Below are 16,878 nucleotides of genomic sequence, written 5' to 3'. Positions count from 1 at the left end.
GCAGCGGCAACGGTTCGCTGGAGGTGACCAGTTCGCGCAGGGGGTGGCGGGTCAGGACCTCGTCCACCTCCGGCGCCAACGCCGCCGCCAGACGGTCGGCGACCGGAAGGGTGTCGTCGCGGAGTTTTCCGACGGCGGTCAGCAGGGCGGTGTGCCCGCCCCCCTCCGGTACGCCGGCGGCGGCGCGCGCGTACAGTTCGGCGCCCTCCTCCAGGACGAGTCCGGGGTCGACGCCGGCCGGGATCTTGATGCGGGCGGTGTGGCGCCAGGTGGCGATCGGGTCGCTCCAGGCCTCCACGCGGTACGTCCATCGGCCGACGGCGGTGGGGGTGACGCAGGCGCCCCAGCGGTCGGTGCCGGGGGCGAGTTCGCGCATCGGGGTCCACGGGGCCGGGCGGCCCTCCGGGTCCTTGAGCACGACATTGGCGGCCACCACGCCGTGCCCCTCCCGGAAGAGCGTCGCGGTGACCTCGAAGGTCTCGCCGACCACCGCCTTCGCGGGGCGCCTGCCGCACTCGACGAGCGGGCGGACGTCCCTGACGGGGACGCGGCCGACGGCCGGGGCCGGGATCGGGCTCATGGGGTGTCACCTCCGCCGTGCTCGTGGATCGGCGCTGGGCCGAACGGATACTGAACGGGTCCCTACCGCCCTGCCGTGAAACGCCGTCCGGACTGCGGACCACGTCGAGCGGAACGGGTCTTGCCGGTCTGGTCCTTGCGGGCCTGGTCCTTGCGGGTCTTGCCGGTCTGCTCCTGCTTGAGGTGGCCGGTCTGTTCCTGGAGGTAGGTGGGCAGGCTGGTCTGGAGGTAGCGCTCGGCGGCCGTCACGGCCTCACGGGCGCAGCGCTTGCCCATCAGCACACACAGCGTGTAGCCCGAGTCCTCGAAGTTGTCCCGGGCCGCGCGGTCGGACGGGGACGCGAGCATCACGCGTTCCCAGGTGCGGTAGCGCCGCAGATGTCTGGCCACCTCGTTCTTGGCGGGCAGCAGCATGTGCTGTTCCTCCCGGCACTCTCGGCGGAGCACGCTTCCCGGGGGAGGTCGTGCGCGGAGGGGCATCGAAGCTTCACGGAGCCGATGCCTTCACTCATGGTGCACAGGTAACCACCGGGCGTCTTGTTGGTTCTTCAACTACCTCGGGAGTCGCTCGTGTTGCACGAATGGCGTAGCCCTCCCACTCTGGAGCTGACTCAGAAGTGATCGGTGCTCACGCCTCGTGCTCGGGCGGGAGCTTCGCCGGTGAGGAGCCAACGACGATGAAGACCGCAGTGCCTCGCTACTACCACCTCGACGTGGAAGTCACTCCGGAACGGGTCGGACAGGTCAGGCGCATCCTGTCCGCTCACCTCCGGTTCTGGGATTTGGAGACCCTCGTCGGGCCCGTCTGCCACAGCGCCGAACTGCTCCTGCACGCGATCGAGGAGCACGCGACGGACAAGAACACCTCGATCGAGATGTGGTGGAACGGTCAGCACCTCATCGCGGCGGTGGGTGCGAACGACCGTGAGATGCGCCCGGACCGGGAGTTGCGCCCCTGCCTGACCCGTATCGCCGCGCTGAGCGACGGCTGGGGCTGTTGCTCGACCGCCACCGGCAGCACGGTCATCTGGTTCACCCAGCGGGCGCCGGTCGACCAGAGCGTGCCCCTGGTGCCGACGGTGCCCGAACCTGCTCTGCGCGAAGTGCTCCAGGTGCCCCGCGAGATGCCCGTCGCCGTACTCGTCGGTTCGCCCGGCGGCGAGGCGCCGGACGCATGCGAAGCCGCGCGGTGACCGTGCGGCCGAACAGGAAAGGGGCGCCCGTGTGGAGCGGGCACCCCTACCCGCTGGGCGCGTCCTTCGGCGGCACCGGCACCAACTTCGCGCTGTTCAGCGAGGTCGCCGAACGCGTCGACCTGGTCCTCGTGGACGACGACGGCGCCCACCGCTCCGTCCCGCTCACCGAGGTCGACGGCTTCGTCTGGCACGGGCACCTCCCCGGCGTCGGACCGGGGCAGCGCTACGGCTACCGCGTGCACGGCCCCTGGGACCCCGCCGTCGGCCACCGCTGCGATTCGGCGAAGCTTCTGCTGGACCCGTACACCAGGGCCGTGGACGGGCAGGTGGACAACCACCCCTCCCTCTGCGAACCGGGCGCCGACAGCGCCGGGCACACCATGCTCGGCGTGGTCACCGACCCGTTCTTCGACTGGGGGGACGACCGCCCGCCCCGGCGGCCGTACGCCGACACGGTCATCTACGAGGCGCACGTCCGCGGTCTCACCCGCACCCACCCCGACGTGCCCGCCGAACTGCGGGGCACCTACGCGGGGTTGGCCCACCCCGCCGTCGTCGAGCACCTCACCTCGCTGGGGGTGACCGCGATCGAGCTGATGCCGGTCCACCAGTTCGTGCAGGACGGCGTCCTCCAGGACCGGGGCCTGGCCAACTACTGGGGCTACAACACCATCGGCTTCTTCGCGCCGCACAACGCCTACGCCGCCCACGGCACCCGCGGCCAACAGGTCACAGAGTTCAAGGCGATGGTCAAGGCGCTGCACGCGGCCGGCCTCGAAGTGATCCTCGACGTGGTCTACAACCACACCGCCGAGGGCAACGAGAAGGGCCCCACCCTCTCCTTCCGGGGCATCGACAACACCTCGTACTACCGTCTGGTGGACGGTGACTGGGGCCACTACTACGACACCACAGGCACCGGCAACAGCCTGCTGATGAGGCACCCGTACGTCCTCCAACTGATCATGGACTCGCTGCGGTACTGGGTCACCGAGATGCATGTCGACGGCTTCCGCTTCGACCTGGCGGCCACGCTGGCCCGGCAGTTCCACGAGGTGGACCGGCTCTCGGCGTTCTTCGACCTGATCCAGCAGGACCCCGTGATCAGCCGGGTCAAGCTCATCGCGGAACCGTGGGACGTGGGCGAGGGCGGCTACCAGGTGGGCAACTTCCCGCCGCTGTGGTCGGAGTGGAACGGCAAGTACCGGGACGCCGTACGTGACTTCTGGCGCGGCCGCCCGCACACACTCGGCGAGTTCGCCTCCCGGCTGACCGGCTCCTCCGACCTGTACGAACACAGTCGGCGCCGCCCGCGCGCGAGCGTCAACTTCGTCACCGCGCACGACGGTTTCACCCTGCGCGACCTGGTCTCCTACAACGACAAGCACAACGAGGCCAACGGCGAGGGCAACCGGGACGGCGAGAGCGTCAACCGTTCCTGGAACTGCGGAGCGGAAGGCCCCACCAGGGACCCGCGCGTCCGTGCGCTCCGCGCCCGCCAGCAGCGCAACCTCCTGGCCACGCTGCTGTTGTCCCAGGGCATCCCCATGCTCTGCCACGGAGACGAGTCGGGCCGCACCCAGCGCGGCAACAACAACGCCTACTGCCAGGACAGCGAGGTGTCGTGGCTCGACTGGCGGCTGGACGACGAACGACGCGCGCTGCTGGCGTTCACCCGCGACCTCATCGCCCTGCGCGCCGCCCACCCCGTGCTGCGCCGCCGCCGCTTCTTCCGCGGCGACACGCCGACCCGCGCGGACCAGCCGCTCCCCGACCTGGTCTGGCTGCTGCCCGACGCCGAGGAGATGACCGACGCCGCCTGGGAGCGCTCCGACGCCCACTCCGTGGCCGTCTTCCTCAACGGCGACGCCATCGCCGAACCCGACGCCTACGGCGGCCCGGTCGTCGACGACTCCTTCCTGCTGCTGCTGAACAGCCACTGGGAGCCGATGGTCTTCCGTCTGCCCGGCACCGCGTACGGCGAGCGCTGGACGACCCTCATCGACACGGCCGCGGAGCCGGACGGTGTCCCGGACGAGTCCGAGCACAAGGCGGGCGCGGAGGTCCTCGTCGAAGCCCGTGGCCTGGTGTTGCTGTCCCGGCCCTCCCGGGCCGTGTGAACGGGAGGCGAACGTCGGCCGACAGTACGGGTGCACCCCGGGGAGGCCGTTTGTCGTGGCCGAAAGCGTGTGCATAGTGGGCCCGGCACCCGGCCCGGGGGAGGCGGGTACCGAGGGGGAGAGTCGTGGTCAGATATGTCCACCACCAGCTGATCACGGTCGCCGAGGCGGCGGCCGCCATGGCCGTGACCGTGCCTGCCGTACTCGTGTTGCGCGATCTGTCGAAGCCGTCGGCCGGCTTCTGGCAGGTGGGCGTGCCGCTCATGGCGTTCCTGGCGGTGTTCGGACTGCTGTCCTGCACCGTCCGCCGGCTGGGCGGTGAGATACGCGACTACGAGGCCGCGCTTCCCCTGGCGGATCCGGACTCGGTACTGCCCACGCCGCAGGATTCCCTCCGCCGCAGTTTCGACGTGGGTTTCGTCGGCTTCACTGTGGTCACGTGCCTGGTCATCGCCCTGGCGTGGGAGCCTCTGGTCGCCTACTGGCCGTTGGTGCCCGTGCCGGACAGGGTCGTCAGGGGGGCGTACGCCGCTCGCTGGGAGCGGCGTCACGGTCTGCTGTTGTGGCGCGGGCACGTCGCGGACCAGCCGCTGGGGGCGAAGCAGTACCTCTACTCGTCCGTACGGCAGCCTGCCGCCCGGTAGTCGTCGTGGTGGTCAGCGCTCGCGGCGTGAGGTGATCGTGAACTGGGCGCCGTCCGGATCGCGCAGCACCGCCTCGTCCGCGCCCTGTACGAGGACGGTTCCGCCGTGGTGCTGCGCGGCCTCGACGCGGGCCGCCACGTCGGAGACCGAGAAGTGGATCTGCCAGTGGGGCCGGATCGTGGGGTCGGGTGCAGCCTCCAGTGCCCCGGAGGTGATCCGGGCCATGACCCGGCCCTGGCTGCGGAGGACGACCTCGTTCGCCTCGTAGTGGACTTCGCAACAGCCGGGCTTCTCGGAGGCCCACTCCAGGACCTCGCCGTAGAAGATGGCTGCGTCGAAGGCGTCCCGGGTGTGGAGCCTGACGAAGGCCGGGGCGGCTCGGCGCCAGGTCTCCCAGTCCGTGAACAGTTCGCCCTCCCAGATTCCGAAAGTGGCCCCATGCCGGTCCGCCAGCAGGGCGGCCCGTCCGGGCGGGAAGGAGAGGGGGCCGACCGCGACCGTGCCGCCGCGCTCCCTGGCCCGGGACGCCGCCGCGTCCGCGTCGGACACGGCGAAGTAGGGGGTCCACGCGACCGCCATCTGCCACAGGGTCGCCACCCCGGCGATCCCGGCGACCGGCACACCGTCCGCCAACGCGATCCGGAAGTGATCGCCGAGCTTGGCCGTGCGCCATCGCCAGCCCAGCACGGCCGCGTAGAAGTTCTCCGTGGCCGGCAGGTCCCGGCTGGTGAGGCTCACCCAGCAGGGGGCCCCGAACACGGAATGTGTGGACACGACGTTCGTCGCGCCCCTGGGTTTCGTGTCGCTGTTCATGGCAGTCGCGTCCTGGTCTCGTCCACCGGCACACACCGGCCGCACTCCAGTGTCCAACCGAAACCGGGGCCGGCGCCCGCCGAGTACCCCCGCGCGGCGCTCCGACCCCGGTTGTGACGCAAACCTCGGACGACCGTTCTGGTGATGACCGATCGCCGTGTGCCATTACGCCGAAGCCGTTCGATGCCGCCCTTGGCCGAGCTGTTTCACTTGGGCGGACCGGCCGACGGTCATGCCGGGTGGCGGGTCAGGTCGACTCCCGCCGCACCAACTCCGTCGGCAGGATCACCGCCGCCGGGTCCTCGCCGCCGATCTGGGCCAGCAGGACCCGCACCATCTCGTTGCTGATGCGGTCGTAGGGCTGGCGGATCGTCGTGAGGGCGGGAACGGCCTCCGTCGCCGCGGCCGAGTCGTCGAAGCCGCCCACGGACACGTCCTCGGGGACCCGGCGGCCCGCCCGGCGCAGCGCCGCCAGGGCGCCCTGCGCCATCAGGTCGGAGGCCACGAACACGGCGTCCATGTCGGGTGCCTGCGCCAGCAGACGTTCGGTGCCCGCCTCGCCGCCGGCCCGGCTGTAGTCGCCGGAGACGATGAGCCGTTCCTCGATCTCGACGCCCGCCTCCCCGAGCACCTCCTTGTAGCCGGCGAGCCGGTCCACACCGCCGGGGGTGTCCAGCGGGCCGGTCACGACGCCGATGCGGCGACGGCCCAGCGACAGCAGATGGCGCACCATGTCACGGGCGCCGTCCCGGTCGTCGGCGGCCACGTAACTCACCTTGGAGCCGGGCGCCATGGGCTTGCCGCACTGGACGAGGGGAATCCCCGCCTCGCGGAGTTCCTGGGCGACCGGGTTCCCGGAGTGGCTGGACACCAGCAGCACCCCGTCGACGTGGCCCGCCGTGATGTACCGCGTGATCCGCCGCCGCTCGTCCTCCGTGCCGGCCACCATGAGCAGCAGGGGGATGTCGTGCGCGGCCAGCGCCTGCGTGCAACCGCGCAGCAGGACGTTGAAGTTGGGGTCCTCGAACAGCTTCTCCTGCGGTTCCGTCAGCAGGAAGCCGATCGAGTCGGAGCGTCCCGTGATCAGCGAGCGGGCGTGCCGGTTCACGACATAACCCGTCCTGCGGATCGCGGCGTTGACCGCCTCGGCGGCCGTCGGGCTGACGTAGTGACCGCCGTTGAGCACGCGTGAGACCGTTCCCCTGGAGACTCCAGCCTCGCGCGCCACGTCGTGAATGGTCGGCGGCTTGCGCCTGCCCCCCGTGTTGCTCATGGTCATGACTTTACGGCCCCGGAGAGCAGGTCGAGGCTCCAGAACCGCTGGATGACCAGGAAGAGCGCGATCAGCGGGATCACCGCGAGCAGCGCACCCGTGATCACCAGGGTGTAGAGCGCCGGGGTGTTCGCGCCCTGTTCGAGGAGCGTGAACAGGCCCAGGGTGATCGGGAACTTCTCGTCGTCGCTGAGCATGATGTACGGCAGCAGAAAGTTGTTCCAGACGGCCACGAACTGGAACAGGAAGACCGTCACCAGACCCGGCACCATCATCGGCAGCGCGATCCGGGTGAAGATCCGCCACTCGCTCGCCCCGTCCATCCGGCCGGCCTCGACCACGTCGGCCGGGACGGCGGCAGCGGCGTAGATCCGGGACAGGTACACGCCGTACGGGGAGAGGATCAGCGGCAGCAGTACCGACCAGTAGCTGTCCGCCAGGTCCGCCTTCGCCATCAGCAGGTACTGCGGGATCGCGAGGATCACCGGCGGCATCAGCACGCCCGCCATCAGGACGTTGAAGACGGCCTCGCGGCCCTTGAAGCGGTAGATGGCCAGCGCGTAGCCGCTGACCGCGGAGACGGCCGTCGACAGGAGGGCGCCGAGGCCGGCGTAGAGGGCGGAGTTGCCCATCCACTGCCAGTAGATGCCGTCGCGGTAGGCGTTCAGGTCGGACAGGTTGTCCGCGAAGCCACTGCCCGGCAGGAACGTGAACGTGGAGAACAGTTCGCTGCCCGACTTGGTGGCCGCGATCAGCACCCAGGCGACGGGGAGCAGACAGTAGATCGCGCCCAGCAGCAGGGTGAGCGTCGGGACGAGGGCGATCCGGCGGCGCAGCGGCGGTCCCTGGGCGGCGTTGGGTGTGGCGCCTGCCGCCGGGGCGGTCTTGCGGACGGCAAGAGAACTCATCGTACGGCTCCTTGACTGTCGTCCCGCTTGTTCCGTGAGTTCGCGGCCCTCAGGAAGCCGAAGGACAGGACCAGCGTGGCCACGGCGATGATCACCGCACCGGCGGCAGCCGAGTAGATGTCGCCCTCGCCGAACGCGTCCCGGTACACCTTCATCAGCGGACTCCACGTCGTAGACACGGAGTTGGTGAGGGGCTTGAGGGTGGTCGGTTCGCTGAACACCTGGAGCGTGGCGATGATCGAGAAGAAGAAGGTCAGCACCAGCGAGGGCGCGACCATCGGGATCTTGATCCTCAGGGCGATCTGCAGCGGCGTCGCGCCGTCCAGCTTCGCCGCCTCGTGCACCTCGGCGGGGATCGCCTGCAGCGAGGTGTAGATGACGATCATGTTGAAGCCGGTGCCGCCCCAGATCGCGATGTTCGACAGCGCCGCGTACAGGCCGCCGCCGTCCAGCAGGTCCGGCTGCGGGAGCCCCAGCCTCTCCAGGACGAAGTAGAAGGGGCTGACGTCCGGGAGGTAGAGGAATCCCCAGAGCAGGGCCGCCACGACGCCCGGGACGGCGTACGGCAGGAAGATCGCCAGCCGGGTGAAGGGGGCCAGCTTCATCTTGTCGCTGTCCAGCATCAGTGCGAAGACCAGCGCCAGACCGAGCATCACCGGGACCACGATCGCGCCGTAGCCGAGCACGCGCAGCGCGCCGTCCAGCAGCTCGGAGTCGGTCAGCGCGTCCGTGTAGTTCTCGACGCCCGCCCACACCTCCTGCCGCGCTCCTGAGCCGAGGCCCAGGCCCTTGACCTGCACCTTGTGCAGGCTGAGCCAGACCGCGTAGCCGATCGGGAGCGCGAAGAAGAGGGCGAAGAGGATCGTCGCGGGGAGGAGGAAGGCGTACGGGGCCCCCTTGACCCCGTACGACCTCCGGCGTGCGCTGGTCACTCCGCGACCTCGAAGCCCTGCTTCTTCATGTCGGCGACCGTGTCGTCCTGCATCGTCTTCAGGGCGGCACCGAAGTCCGACTTGTTCTTGGCGGCGGCGCCGAACGCGTCCTTGAAGGTGGTGTACGCGACGTTCACGTTCGGGCCCCACGCGGAGGGCGCCGTGGTCTTCGCGATCTCGGAGGCCGTGGTGTAGAAGTCCGCCTGGTTGGAGAAGAAGGCCGGCGGCTCGGCGAACGCGTCACTGGTCTGCGCGGTGGTGGCGGCCGGGTAGATGCCGCCCTCCTTCGCCAGCGCGGTCAACGCGTCGGGGTCCGTGTTCAGCCAGGTGGCGAACTTCGCGGCGGCGCCCTTGTTCTTCGAGTCCGTGGTGACGGCGGTCGAGGAGCCGCCCCAGCTGCCGGTGGTGTTCTCGGACGACGACCACTGCGGCAGCGGCGCCACCTTCCACTTGCCCTGGGTGTCCGGCGCGGCGGTGGTCAGCGTGCCCGGCGCCCACACGGCGCTGACCCACGCGATCTGCTTGCCGGTGTTGAGCGCCTTGTTCCAGGCCGGGGTGTACATCGGCTGGTTGTCGACGGCGCCCTCCTTGACCAGGCCGCCCCAGAAGTCGGCGACCCGCTGCGTCGCCGCGTCGTCGATGCCGACCTTCCACTGCTGGCCCTCGGTGGTCCACCACTCGGCGCCCGCCTGCTGGGCGAGACCGGCGAAGAGACCGGAGTCGTTCGCGGAGAAGGTCGTGAGGTCGACGTCCGCGTCCTCCTTCTTGAGTTTCCGCGCGGTCTCGGCGAACTCGTCCCAGGTCTTGGGAACCGTGAGGTCGTACTTCTTGAAGAGGTCCTCGCGGTAGTAGAACATCATCGGCCCGATGTCCTGCGGGATCGCGTAGACGGCGTCCGAGCCCAGCGTGGTCTGCTGCCACACACCGTCGGCGAACTTGCCCTTCGCGTCGCCCGCCTCGCTCGCTATGTCGGCGACCGCGTCATTGCTGACCAGCGTCGGCAGCGCCTGGTACTCGGCCTGCACCAGGTCCGGGCCCTTGCCCGCCTTGTGCGCGGTGAGGATCTTGGTGACGAGGGTGTCGCCGGACGCCTGCTTCTTCACCGTGACGGTGATCTGCTGCTCCTTGCCGGGACCCTTGTTCCACAGGTCCACGACCTTGTCCATGCCCGGCGTCCAGGTCCAGTACGTCAGCTTCGCCGGCCCCGACCGGTCCTCGCTGTCGTCGTCGGACCCGCCACAGGCGGCAAGTGTGGTGGCGCCGAGCGTGACGGCGACGGCAGTGGCCACAAAGCGCCGGTGCTTCGTGATGTTGGGCATGGATGTTTCTCCCCTGACCTGGGTCCTCGTCTGCTGCGAAGACCGTGCCATGCTTCTGTGAGCGTTCACAGTAGAGAAACATCCCGGACACTTGTCAATGGTTGTTGCTGTGCGGTTATGTTGGGCTCGCACCGCCCGCCGCTGTGTGTGCACGTTCCCAAATGATCGACTCAACAGGAGAGATCCATGCCGGAGACCACCCCCACGGGCCTCACCAGGCTCGCCTTCGGTGGGGACTACAACCCCGAGCAGTGGCCGGAAACCGTCTGGCACGAGGACGTCCGGCTGATGCGCGAGGCCGGCGTCACGATGGTGAGTGTCGGCATCTTCTCCTGGGCCCTGCTGGAGACCGGGCGCGGGGTGTACGACTTCGCCTGGCTCGACCGCCTGCTCGACCTGCTGCACGAGAACGGCATCCGCGCCGACCTCGGCACCCCCACCGTCGTCCCGCCCGTGTGGTTCTACCGCGAGCACCCCGAGGCGCTGCCCGTGGCTGCCGACGGCACCCGCTACGAGTTCGGCTCGCGCGGCGCCGTCTGCCACAGCAACGCCGACTACCGGGCCGCCGCCGCGAACATCACCACCCAGCTCGCCGAGCGCTACGCCGGCCACCCGGCGCTCGCCCTGTGGCACGTGCACAACGAGTACGGCGTCCCCGTCTCCGCCTGCTACTGCGACTCCTGCGCCGCGCACTTCCGCCGCTGGCTGGAGCGCACGTACGGCACGGTCGAGGCGGTCAACGAGGCCTGGGGCACCGCCTTCTGGGGTCAGCACTACACCGACTTCGCGCAGATCAACCCACCGCGCGTGGCCCCCACGGTCGGCAACCCGGGCCAGGCCCTCGACTACAAGCGGTTCGCCGACGAGACCATCCGCGAGAACTTCGTGATGGAGCGGGACATCCTGCACCGCCTGGCGCCCGGCATCCCGGTCACCACCAACTTCATGACCGCGCTCAGCCAGTGCGACTCCCTCGACTACTGGGCCTGGGGCCGCGAGGTCGACCTCGTCACCAACGACCACTACCTGATCACCGACGGCCGCCGCACCCAGGTGAACCTCGCGATGGCCGCCGACCTCACCCGCTCGGTCGGCGGCGGCGCCCCCTGGCTGCTCCTGGAACACTCCACCTCGGGCGTCAACTGGCAGACCCGCAACCCCGCCAAGGCCCCCGGGCAGATGGCCCGCAACTCCCTCGCCCATGTGGCCCGTGGCTCCGACGGCGCCATGTTCTTCCAGTGGCGGCAGTCCCGGCGCGGCGCCGAGAAGTTCCACTCGGCGATGCTGCCGCAGGCCGGCACCGACTCCCGGGTGTGGCGCGAGGTCGTCGAACTGGGCGCCTCCCTCGACTCGCTCAGCCAGATCCGCGGCAGCCGGACGGTCGCCGACGTGGCCGTCCTGTGGGACTGGCACTCCTGGTGGGCGCAGAACCTCGCCTGGCGTCCCAGCGAGGACCACGAGGCCCGCGAACGCGCCGACGCCTTCTACGAGGCCCTCTACGACCGCCACCTCACGGTCGACTTCGCCCACCCGGAAGCCGACTTGTCGGCCTATCCCCTTGTCGTCGTCCCCGCGCTGTACCTGATGACGGAAGCGGCGGGGAACAACCTCAAGGCGTACGTCGAGAACGGCGGCACCCTCGTCGTCTCCTACTTCTCCGGGATCGTCGACGAGCACGACGCCGTCCACGAGGGCCCGTACCCCGGCGCCCTGCGGGACGTGCTCGGCCTGACCGTCGAGGAGTTCTCGCCGCTGCTCGGCGGGGAGAGCGTCCGCATCACCGGCCCCGACGGCTCCGAACTCACCGGTGACGTGTGGACGGAGTTCGTGGTGCCGCGCGGCGCCGAGCCCGTGTGGACGTACGCCGACGGGCCCGCCGCCGACCGGCCCGCCGTCACCCGGCACCGGCTCGGCGAGGGCTCCGCCTGGTACGTGTCGACCCGCCTGGACGCGCACGGCCTGGACGCGCTGCTCGGCTGGGCCGCCGACGACGCGGGCATCGCGCCCCGCGCCGACCTGCCGCGCGACGTCGAAGTGGTCCGCCGCGCGGGGGAGTCGGGCGACTTCCTCTTCGCGATCAACCACACCGCGCTCGACGCGAAGGTGCCGCTCGACACCGACGGCACCGAACTCCTCACCGGCGAACGCGCGGCGGGCCACCTCGCCGTACCCGCCGGCGGCGTCAGGGTCGTACGCCTCGACGCCTGACCACCGGATGTGGGCGGCGGCCCAGTCACAGAGCCGTATGTGTGAAGACTGCCGCTCCCGGCCCGGGGCTGATCACCAGCCCCGGGTCACTCGCCCGGAGCCGAACACCGACTCCGGGCCATGCGCCCGGAGTCGATCGCTGACTCCGGGCACCCGCCCGAGGCTGTTCCCCCAGCCCCGGGTCATCCCCGACCCCGGCCGGATTTCTGGGGACGTCCGGTCGGTCAGGGCGGCGCCGTGCCCACGGCCTTCGGGTGCGGCGCCGCCACCAGCACCGCTCACCCAAGGTCCCCGTCCTTGTCGAAGGGACGACGATGTTCCACGCGAGACGCGCCCTCAGGGCCCTGCTGATACCGCTGTTCGCAGGCCTGGCGCTCACCACCCTGCCCGCCGGCTCGGCATCCGCCGCCTCCACGCTCACCAACGGGGGCTTCGAGTCCGACGGCACCGGGACCGCGACGCCGGCCGGCTGGTCGACGTACTCGGCGGCCGGGCAGAGTTCCGCCTCCTTCACCGAGTCCGGTGGCCACGGCGGCAGTTACCGCCTCTCCCACTACTCGGCCTCGGCCTACAAGGTGGAGACCTACCAGTACCTGTCCGGCCTGACCAACGGGAACTACAAGCTCACCGCGTGGGTGCGCTCCGGCGGCGGCCAGAACTCCGCGTACCTCGCGCTGAAGAACTGTGGCAGCGCCGAGCAGCGCACCGACATCCCGGTCTCCTCCAGCGGCTGGATCCGGATCGTCACCTCGATCGCGGTGACGAACAACCAGTGCACGATCAGCGTCAACTCCGACGCCAACGCCGGTAACTGGATCAACATCGACGACCTGACCTTCGCGTCCGGTACGACGGGCCTGACCGTCAAGGGCTCCGACGTGTCGTCGCTCATCAAGAGCGAGGCCAAGGGCGGCGTCTACAAGAACAGCTCCGGCACCACCGGTGACGCGCTCGCCATCCTCAAGAACGCCGGGCAGAACTACGCGCGCGTCAAGGTCTGGGTGAACCCCGCCGACGGCTACAACAACAAGACGCGCGTGCTGGCCGCCGCCAAGCGCGTCAAGGCGCAGGGCATGAAGCTGCTGGTCGACTTCCACTACTCGGACACCTGGGCCGATCCGGGCGCCCAGACAGTGCCGTCCACCTGGACCGGCCACTCCTACAGCCAGCTGAAGACGGACGTCTACAACCACACCTACGACGTCCTCAACGCCCTCAAGTCGCAGGGCACCACCGCCGACATGGTCCAGGTCGGCAACGAGATCAACGGCGGCATGCTGTGGTCCGCCGGCTCCACCTCCAACTGGTCGCAGCTCGCCGGTCTGCTCAACTCCGGCTACGACGCGGTCAAGGCGGTCAACTCCTCCACCCAGGTGGCGCTGCACCTTGCCAAGGGCGGTGACCTGTCGGGCACCCGCTGGTGGTTCGACAGCGCGGTCTCGAACGGCGTGAAGTTCGACGTCATCGGCCTGTCGTACTACGGCTACTGGCACGGCACTCTCGCCGACTTCCAGACCACGTTGGACGACGCGGCCACCCGCTACTCCAAGCCGGTGTTCCTCGCCGAGACGGCCTACCCGTTCCGGCTGGACAGCGAGGACTCGCACGAGAACATCATCGACCTGTCGAGTGAGCTGGTGTCCGGCTACCCGGCCACGACCGCCGGTCAGACCCGGTGGATGAAGGACGTCGCGAGCATCGTCGAGGCCGTCCCGAACGGCCGCGGCCTCGGAATCTTCTACTGGGAGTCGACCTGGACCGCGCGCACCGGCAACGGCTGGGACCCGACCGACTCGTCCTCCGGCAACGGCTGGGAGAACCAGGCGCTGTTCGGCTATGACGACAGGGCGCTTCCGGCGATGGCGTGGTTCAGCCACCGCTAGCGTTCCAAGGGGGCCGTACGTTCCGGCGTGCGGCCCCTTCGGCTGTTCAGCGGCCGACAGTGTTCAAAAAGCTGTGCAGTGAGCCGACCATGGCGGCGACGAAGGCGTCCTGGACCGGCTCGGGCACCCGGTCCAGAGAGAGATACGGGTTGAGGTCCTCCAGCTCGACCAGCAGGAGGGCGCCGTCCTGGGTGCGGCAGGCGTCCACCCGTTGAACGCCGTGCTCGAGGGTGTTCCAGTCGATGAAACGTTGGGCGAAGTCGAGGTCGGCCTCCGAGGCCTCGTAGGGCTCCAGAACCCAGCGCCGGTCGGGGTCGGGCGCGTGGAGGCCGTACTGGAAGGTGTCGTCGACGTAGTAGAAGGACACCTCGTAGTGGAAGTCGACGCGTGGCTGTACCAGGACGTCACCCCAGGTCAGGTCCGCCAGTTCGGCGCCCGTCACGAAGCGCAGACCGATGGAGTCCGCGCCGGCCTTCGGCTTGACCGCGTATGACACGGTCTCGGGCAGCCGTCCCTGGTCCTCGGGCCGGTCGATGGTGGGGATGACCGGGTAGCCGGCCTCGGTGAGGTCCAGCAGGTACTCCTTGCCGATCATGTCGGCCCGGCCGGTCAGCGGGTTGTAGACGGGGGTGCCGAGCGCCGTCGCCCGCTCGCGGAAGGCGTCGTACGCCTCCTGGTAGTGCAGGACTGGCCCGCTGTTGCGGACCACGACCGCGTCGAAGCCGTCCATCAGGGCCGCCGCGTCCAGCGGGTTGCACAGGGCGAGGTCGAAGTCCGTGCGCAGCCTGGAGGTGAGGAAGATGTCCTCGTCGCAGTAGCGCCGCCCACGGGCCGGGTAGGTGAGGTCGGTGACGTACAGCAGGCTGGGGCGGGCGGGCACGGCGGTCTCCCTAGTCGGTGACGGCCAACTTAACCCGAGGTCACGAGGGGCGGCCCGGCTCCCTGCCAGGATGGACCGGCGCGGGTATCGGGCGGACGACCGGGAGGCGGACATGACGGGCGCAGCGGGCAGGGCGGACTCACGAGGTGCCGGACTCGTACCACGGGCGTTCGTCGGGATCGGCGGGCGCGGGCCCGAGGATGTGATCGTGGACGGGCGCGGGCGGGTGCTGACCGGCGTCGAGGACGGACGCGTCCTGCGGGTGGACGGGCTGGCGGAGCCGGAGCGGGCCCGGGTCGAGACGCTCGCCGACACCGGCGGCAGGCCGCTGGGTCTCGAACTCCTGCCGGACGGCGACCTGTTGGTGTGCGACGCCGAGCGGGGGCTGTTGCGGGTCACGACCGACGACGGCACCGTGCGAGTGCTCGCCGACGAAGCCGAGGGCGAGCCGCTGCGGTTCTGCAGCAATGTCGTCGCGCTTTCCGACGGGACGGTCTACTTCACGGTCTCCAGCCGCCGCTACCCCCTGGAGCAGTGGATCGGCGACATCGTCGAACACACCGGGACCGGGCGGCTGTTGCGTCTCGCCCCGGGGGAGAAATCGCCCGAAGTCGTCCTGAGGGGGCTCCAGTTCGCCAACGGCCTCGCCCCCTCCGCCGACGAGTCGTTCCTCGTGCTGGCGGAGACCGGCGCGCGCCGGCTGACCCGCGTCCACCTCACCGGGGTGAAGGCCGGCACGAGCGAGCCCTTCGTCGAGGACCTGCCGGGCACGCCCGACAACATGTGGCGCGCCCCCGACGGACTGGTGTGGGTGGCGTTGGCCGGCCCGCGCATCGGCGCCCTCGACCGCCTGCACCGCGCCAACCCGGCCGTGCGCCGCGCCGCGAGCCGGGTCGCGGTACGGGCACCGTTCCGGCCACTCGGGTTCGCCGGGATCGTCGCGGTCGACGACGAGGGCCACGTCGTCCATACCCTCGTCGATCACCGTTCCCGCTTCCGCATGGTCACGAGTGCCTGCGTTGCCGACGGTCGGCTGATCCTGGGCAGCCTGTGGGAGCGGGGGGTCGCGGTGTGCGAGCTGCCGGAGAAGGTGGGCTGAGGCGGAGGCGGTGTCGGGCCGGCCCAGGCCCAGGGCGGGCGGGCCTCGGGGGCCGGGGAAAGGCCGGTTGAGACATCCCGGAGTCGGTCAGAGGCTAAGCCTGGCTGGGCCTGGCCACGGTCCGGTGCGGCGAAGCCCAGCCGCGGGTCCACGCTCCGCACCGGCCGAGTGCGGCGCGGACGGCGGCCGCGTTACGCTGTTGACCGGCCGCGATCTGCTCGCGGCGCGGCGGTGGGGCCCGCCGTACCCGAACCGCGGCACCGGTGCCGACAACGGTCCCTGCTTGCGACGGAGCGCGCCCGGCGGACGCCCGGGCCCCGGCGAGTAGGAGACGCACGCCCATGCCAGTCCCGCACCCCGACGGGCCCGAACCCCTGAGAGTTCCCTCCTCCGACGGGGCCGAACCCCCGCAATCCCCCTCCGGGTGCGGATCCCTGCAACCCTCCGGCAGGTCTGAACACCTGCGACCCTCCGGCGGGTCCGAATCCCTGCAATCCCCCGACGCCCCCGTCGCCGACCCACCCCGGCCCGCCCCCTGGCACGGCCAGGCCCCCGTGGTCGCGGTCGTCGCGATCGGTGGTGGCATCGGGGCGGCGGCCCGCTACGGCGCGGCGCTGATCTGGCCCACAGGGACCGCCGGCTTCCCCTGGACCACGTTCTGGGTGAACGTCGTCGGCTGCTTCGTGATCGGCCTCTTCATGATCGCGATCACGGAGAGATGGGCGGCCCATCGCCTGGTCCGGCCCTTCTTCGGCACCGGAGTACTCGGTGGCTTCACCACGTTCTCGACGTACGCAGTCGACATCCAGCGGCTCATGGAGGAGGGCCGCCCCACCACCGCCCTCGCCTACCTCGCCGCCACCCTCCTCGCCGCCCTCACGGCGGTCTGGCTCGCGGCGACGACGGCCCACCTGGCTCTGCGGACCGGCCCGACCGAACCACGGCAGACGGGTCCGACCGAACCACGGCAGACGGGTCCGACCGAACCACGGCAGACGGGTCCGACCGAACCACGGCAGACGGG

At 70.3% G+C, this 16,878-nt stretch carries 15 protein-coding genes; 7 read left to right on the top strand and 8 right to left on the bottom strand.

All coding sequences use genetic code 11. The features are described 5' to 3' along the window. Window positions 1-580: maltotransferase domain-containing protein (locus ACFU53_RS39640; protein WP_384004156.1), on the bottom strand; the 580-nt coding region annotated here is incomplete at its 3' end. Between the two features lie 62 nt (window positions 581-642). Further along, on the bottom strand, window positions 643-993 hold the full coding sequence (locus tag ACFU53_RS39635) for a DUF5133 domain-containing protein (RefSeq protein WP_384004154.1): 351 nt from the start codon (window positions 991-993) through the stop codon (window positions 643-645). 263 nt (window positions 994-1,256) lie between these two features. On the opposite strand from ACFU53_RS39635, the gene ACFU53_RS39630 reads away from it, so the two are divergent. From ACFU53_RS39630 to ACFU53_RS39620, 3 genes are all read left to right on the top strand, one after another. Next, window positions 1,257-1,772, top strand: a complete 516-nt coding sequence (locus tag ACFU53_RS39630; protein ID WP_384004152.1) for a pep a2 — start codon at window positions 1,257-1,259, stop codon at window positions 1,770-1,772. After that, window positions 1,754-3,895 carry a glycogen debranching protein GlgX gene (glgX, locus tag ACFU53_RS39625; RefSeq protein WP_384004150.1) on the top strand — a complete coding sequence of 714 codons (2,142 nt, stop codon included), beginning with the start codon at window positions 1,754-1,756 and terminating at the stop codon, window positions 3,893-3,895. Before ACFU53_RS39630 ends, glgX begins: the two co-directional genes overlap by 19 nt. 125 nt (window positions 3,896-4,020) lie before the next feature. Then, entirely contained in the window at window positions 4,021-4,539 is a 519-nt protein-coding gene (locus ACFU53_RS39620; RefSeq protein ID WP_384004148.1) for a hypothetical protein, read from the top strand. A 12-nt stretch (window positions 4,540-4,551) separates the two neighbouring features. On the opposite strand, the gene ACFU53_RS39615 is transcribed toward ACFU53_RS39620, so the two are convergent. From ACFU53_RS39615 to ACFU53_RS39595, 5 genes are all read right to left on the bottom strand, one after another. Then, window positions 4,552-5,352, bottom strand: coding sequence for a VOC family protein (locus ACFU53_RS39615; protein WP_384004146.1), 801 nt, complete (start codon window positions 5,350-5,352; stop codon window positions 4,552-4,554). A 247-nt stretch (window positions 5,353-5,599) separates the two neighbouring features. Beyond that, window positions 5,600-6,631, bottom strand: a complete 1,032-nt coding sequence (locus ACFU53_RS39610) for a LacI family DNA-binding transcriptional regulator (protein ID WP_384004144.1) — start codon at window positions 6,629-6,631, stop codon at window positions 5,600-5,602. Further along, window positions 6,628-7,533 carry a carbohydrate ABC transporter permease gene (locus ACFU53_RS39605; RefSeq protein ID WP_384004142.1) on the bottom strand — a complete coding sequence of 302 codons (906 nt, stop codon included), beginning with the start codon at window positions 7,531-7,533 and terminating at the stop codon, window positions 6,628-6,630. The genes ACFU53_RS39610 and ACFU53_RS39605 overlap by 4 nt, the downstream gene beginning before the upstream one ends. Next, window positions 7,530-8,465, bottom strand: a complete 936-nt coding sequence (locus ACFU53_RS39600; protein WP_384004140.1) for a carbohydrate ABC transporter permease — start codon at window positions 8,463-8,465, stop codon at window positions 7,530-7,532. The genes ACFU53_RS39605 and ACFU53_RS39600 overlap by 4 nt, the downstream gene beginning before the upstream one ends. After that, a complete protein-coding gene (locus ACFU53_RS39595) occupies window positions 8,462-9,784 on the bottom strand; it encodes an extracellular solute-binding protein (protein WP_384004138.1) in 1,323 nt (440 codons plus the stop codon). The genes ACFU53_RS39600 and ACFU53_RS39595 overlap by 4 nt, the downstream gene beginning before the upstream one ends. Window positions 9,785-9,970: 186 nt before the next feature. On the opposite strand from ACFU53_RS39595, the gene ACFU53_RS39590 reads away from it, so the two are divergent. Both ACFU53_RS39590 and ACFU53_RS39585 read left to right on the top strand, forming a co-directional pair. Continuing rightward, window positions 9,971-11,992 carry a beta-galactosidase gene (locus tag ACFU53_RS39590; protein ID WP_384004136.1) on the top strand — a complete coding sequence of 674 codons (2,022 nt, stop codon included), beginning with the start codon at window positions 9,971-9,973 and terminating at the stop codon, window positions 11,990-11,992. 314 nt (window positions 11,993-12,306) lie between these two features. Continuing rightward, entirely contained in the window at window positions 12,307-13,875 is a 1,569-nt protein-coding gene (locus ACFU53_RS39585; RefSeq protein WP_384004134.1) for an arabinogalactan endo-beta-1,4-galactanase, read from the top strand. Window positions 13,876-13,921: 46 nt separating this feature from the next. On the opposite strand, the gene ACFU53_RS39580 is transcribed toward ACFU53_RS39585, so the two are convergent. Then, window positions 13,922-14,755, bottom strand: a complete 834-nt coding sequence (locus ACFU53_RS39580; RefSeq protein WP_384004132.1) for a hypothetical protein — start codon at window positions 14,753-14,755, stop codon at window positions 13,922-13,924. Window positions 14,756-14,867: 112 nt separating this feature from the next. On the opposite strand from ACFU53_RS39580, the gene ACFU53_RS39575 reads away from it, so the two are divergent. Continuing rightward, on the top strand, window positions 14,868-15,854 hold the full coding sequence (locus ACFU53_RS39575; RefSeq protein ID WP_384004130.1) for an SMP-30/gluconolactonase/LRE family protein: 987 nt from the start codon (window positions 14,868-14,870) through the stop codon (window positions 15,852-15,854). Between the two features lie 374 nt (window positions 15,855-16,228). Then, on the top strand, window positions 16,229-16,878 hold a 650-nt coding region (gene crcB, locus ACFU53_RS39570; protein ID WP_384004158.1), incomplete at its 3' end, for a fluoride efflux transporter CrcB.

The sequence above is a fragment of the Streptomyces sp. NPDC057474 genome, assembly GCF_042802555.1.
GTDB lineage: Bacteria > Actinomycetota > Actinomycetes > Streptomycetales > Streptomycetaceae > Streptomyces.
The sequence above is the reverse complement of the archived record's forward strand: the minus strand, read 5'-3'. Positions and strand labels throughout refer to the sequence as shown.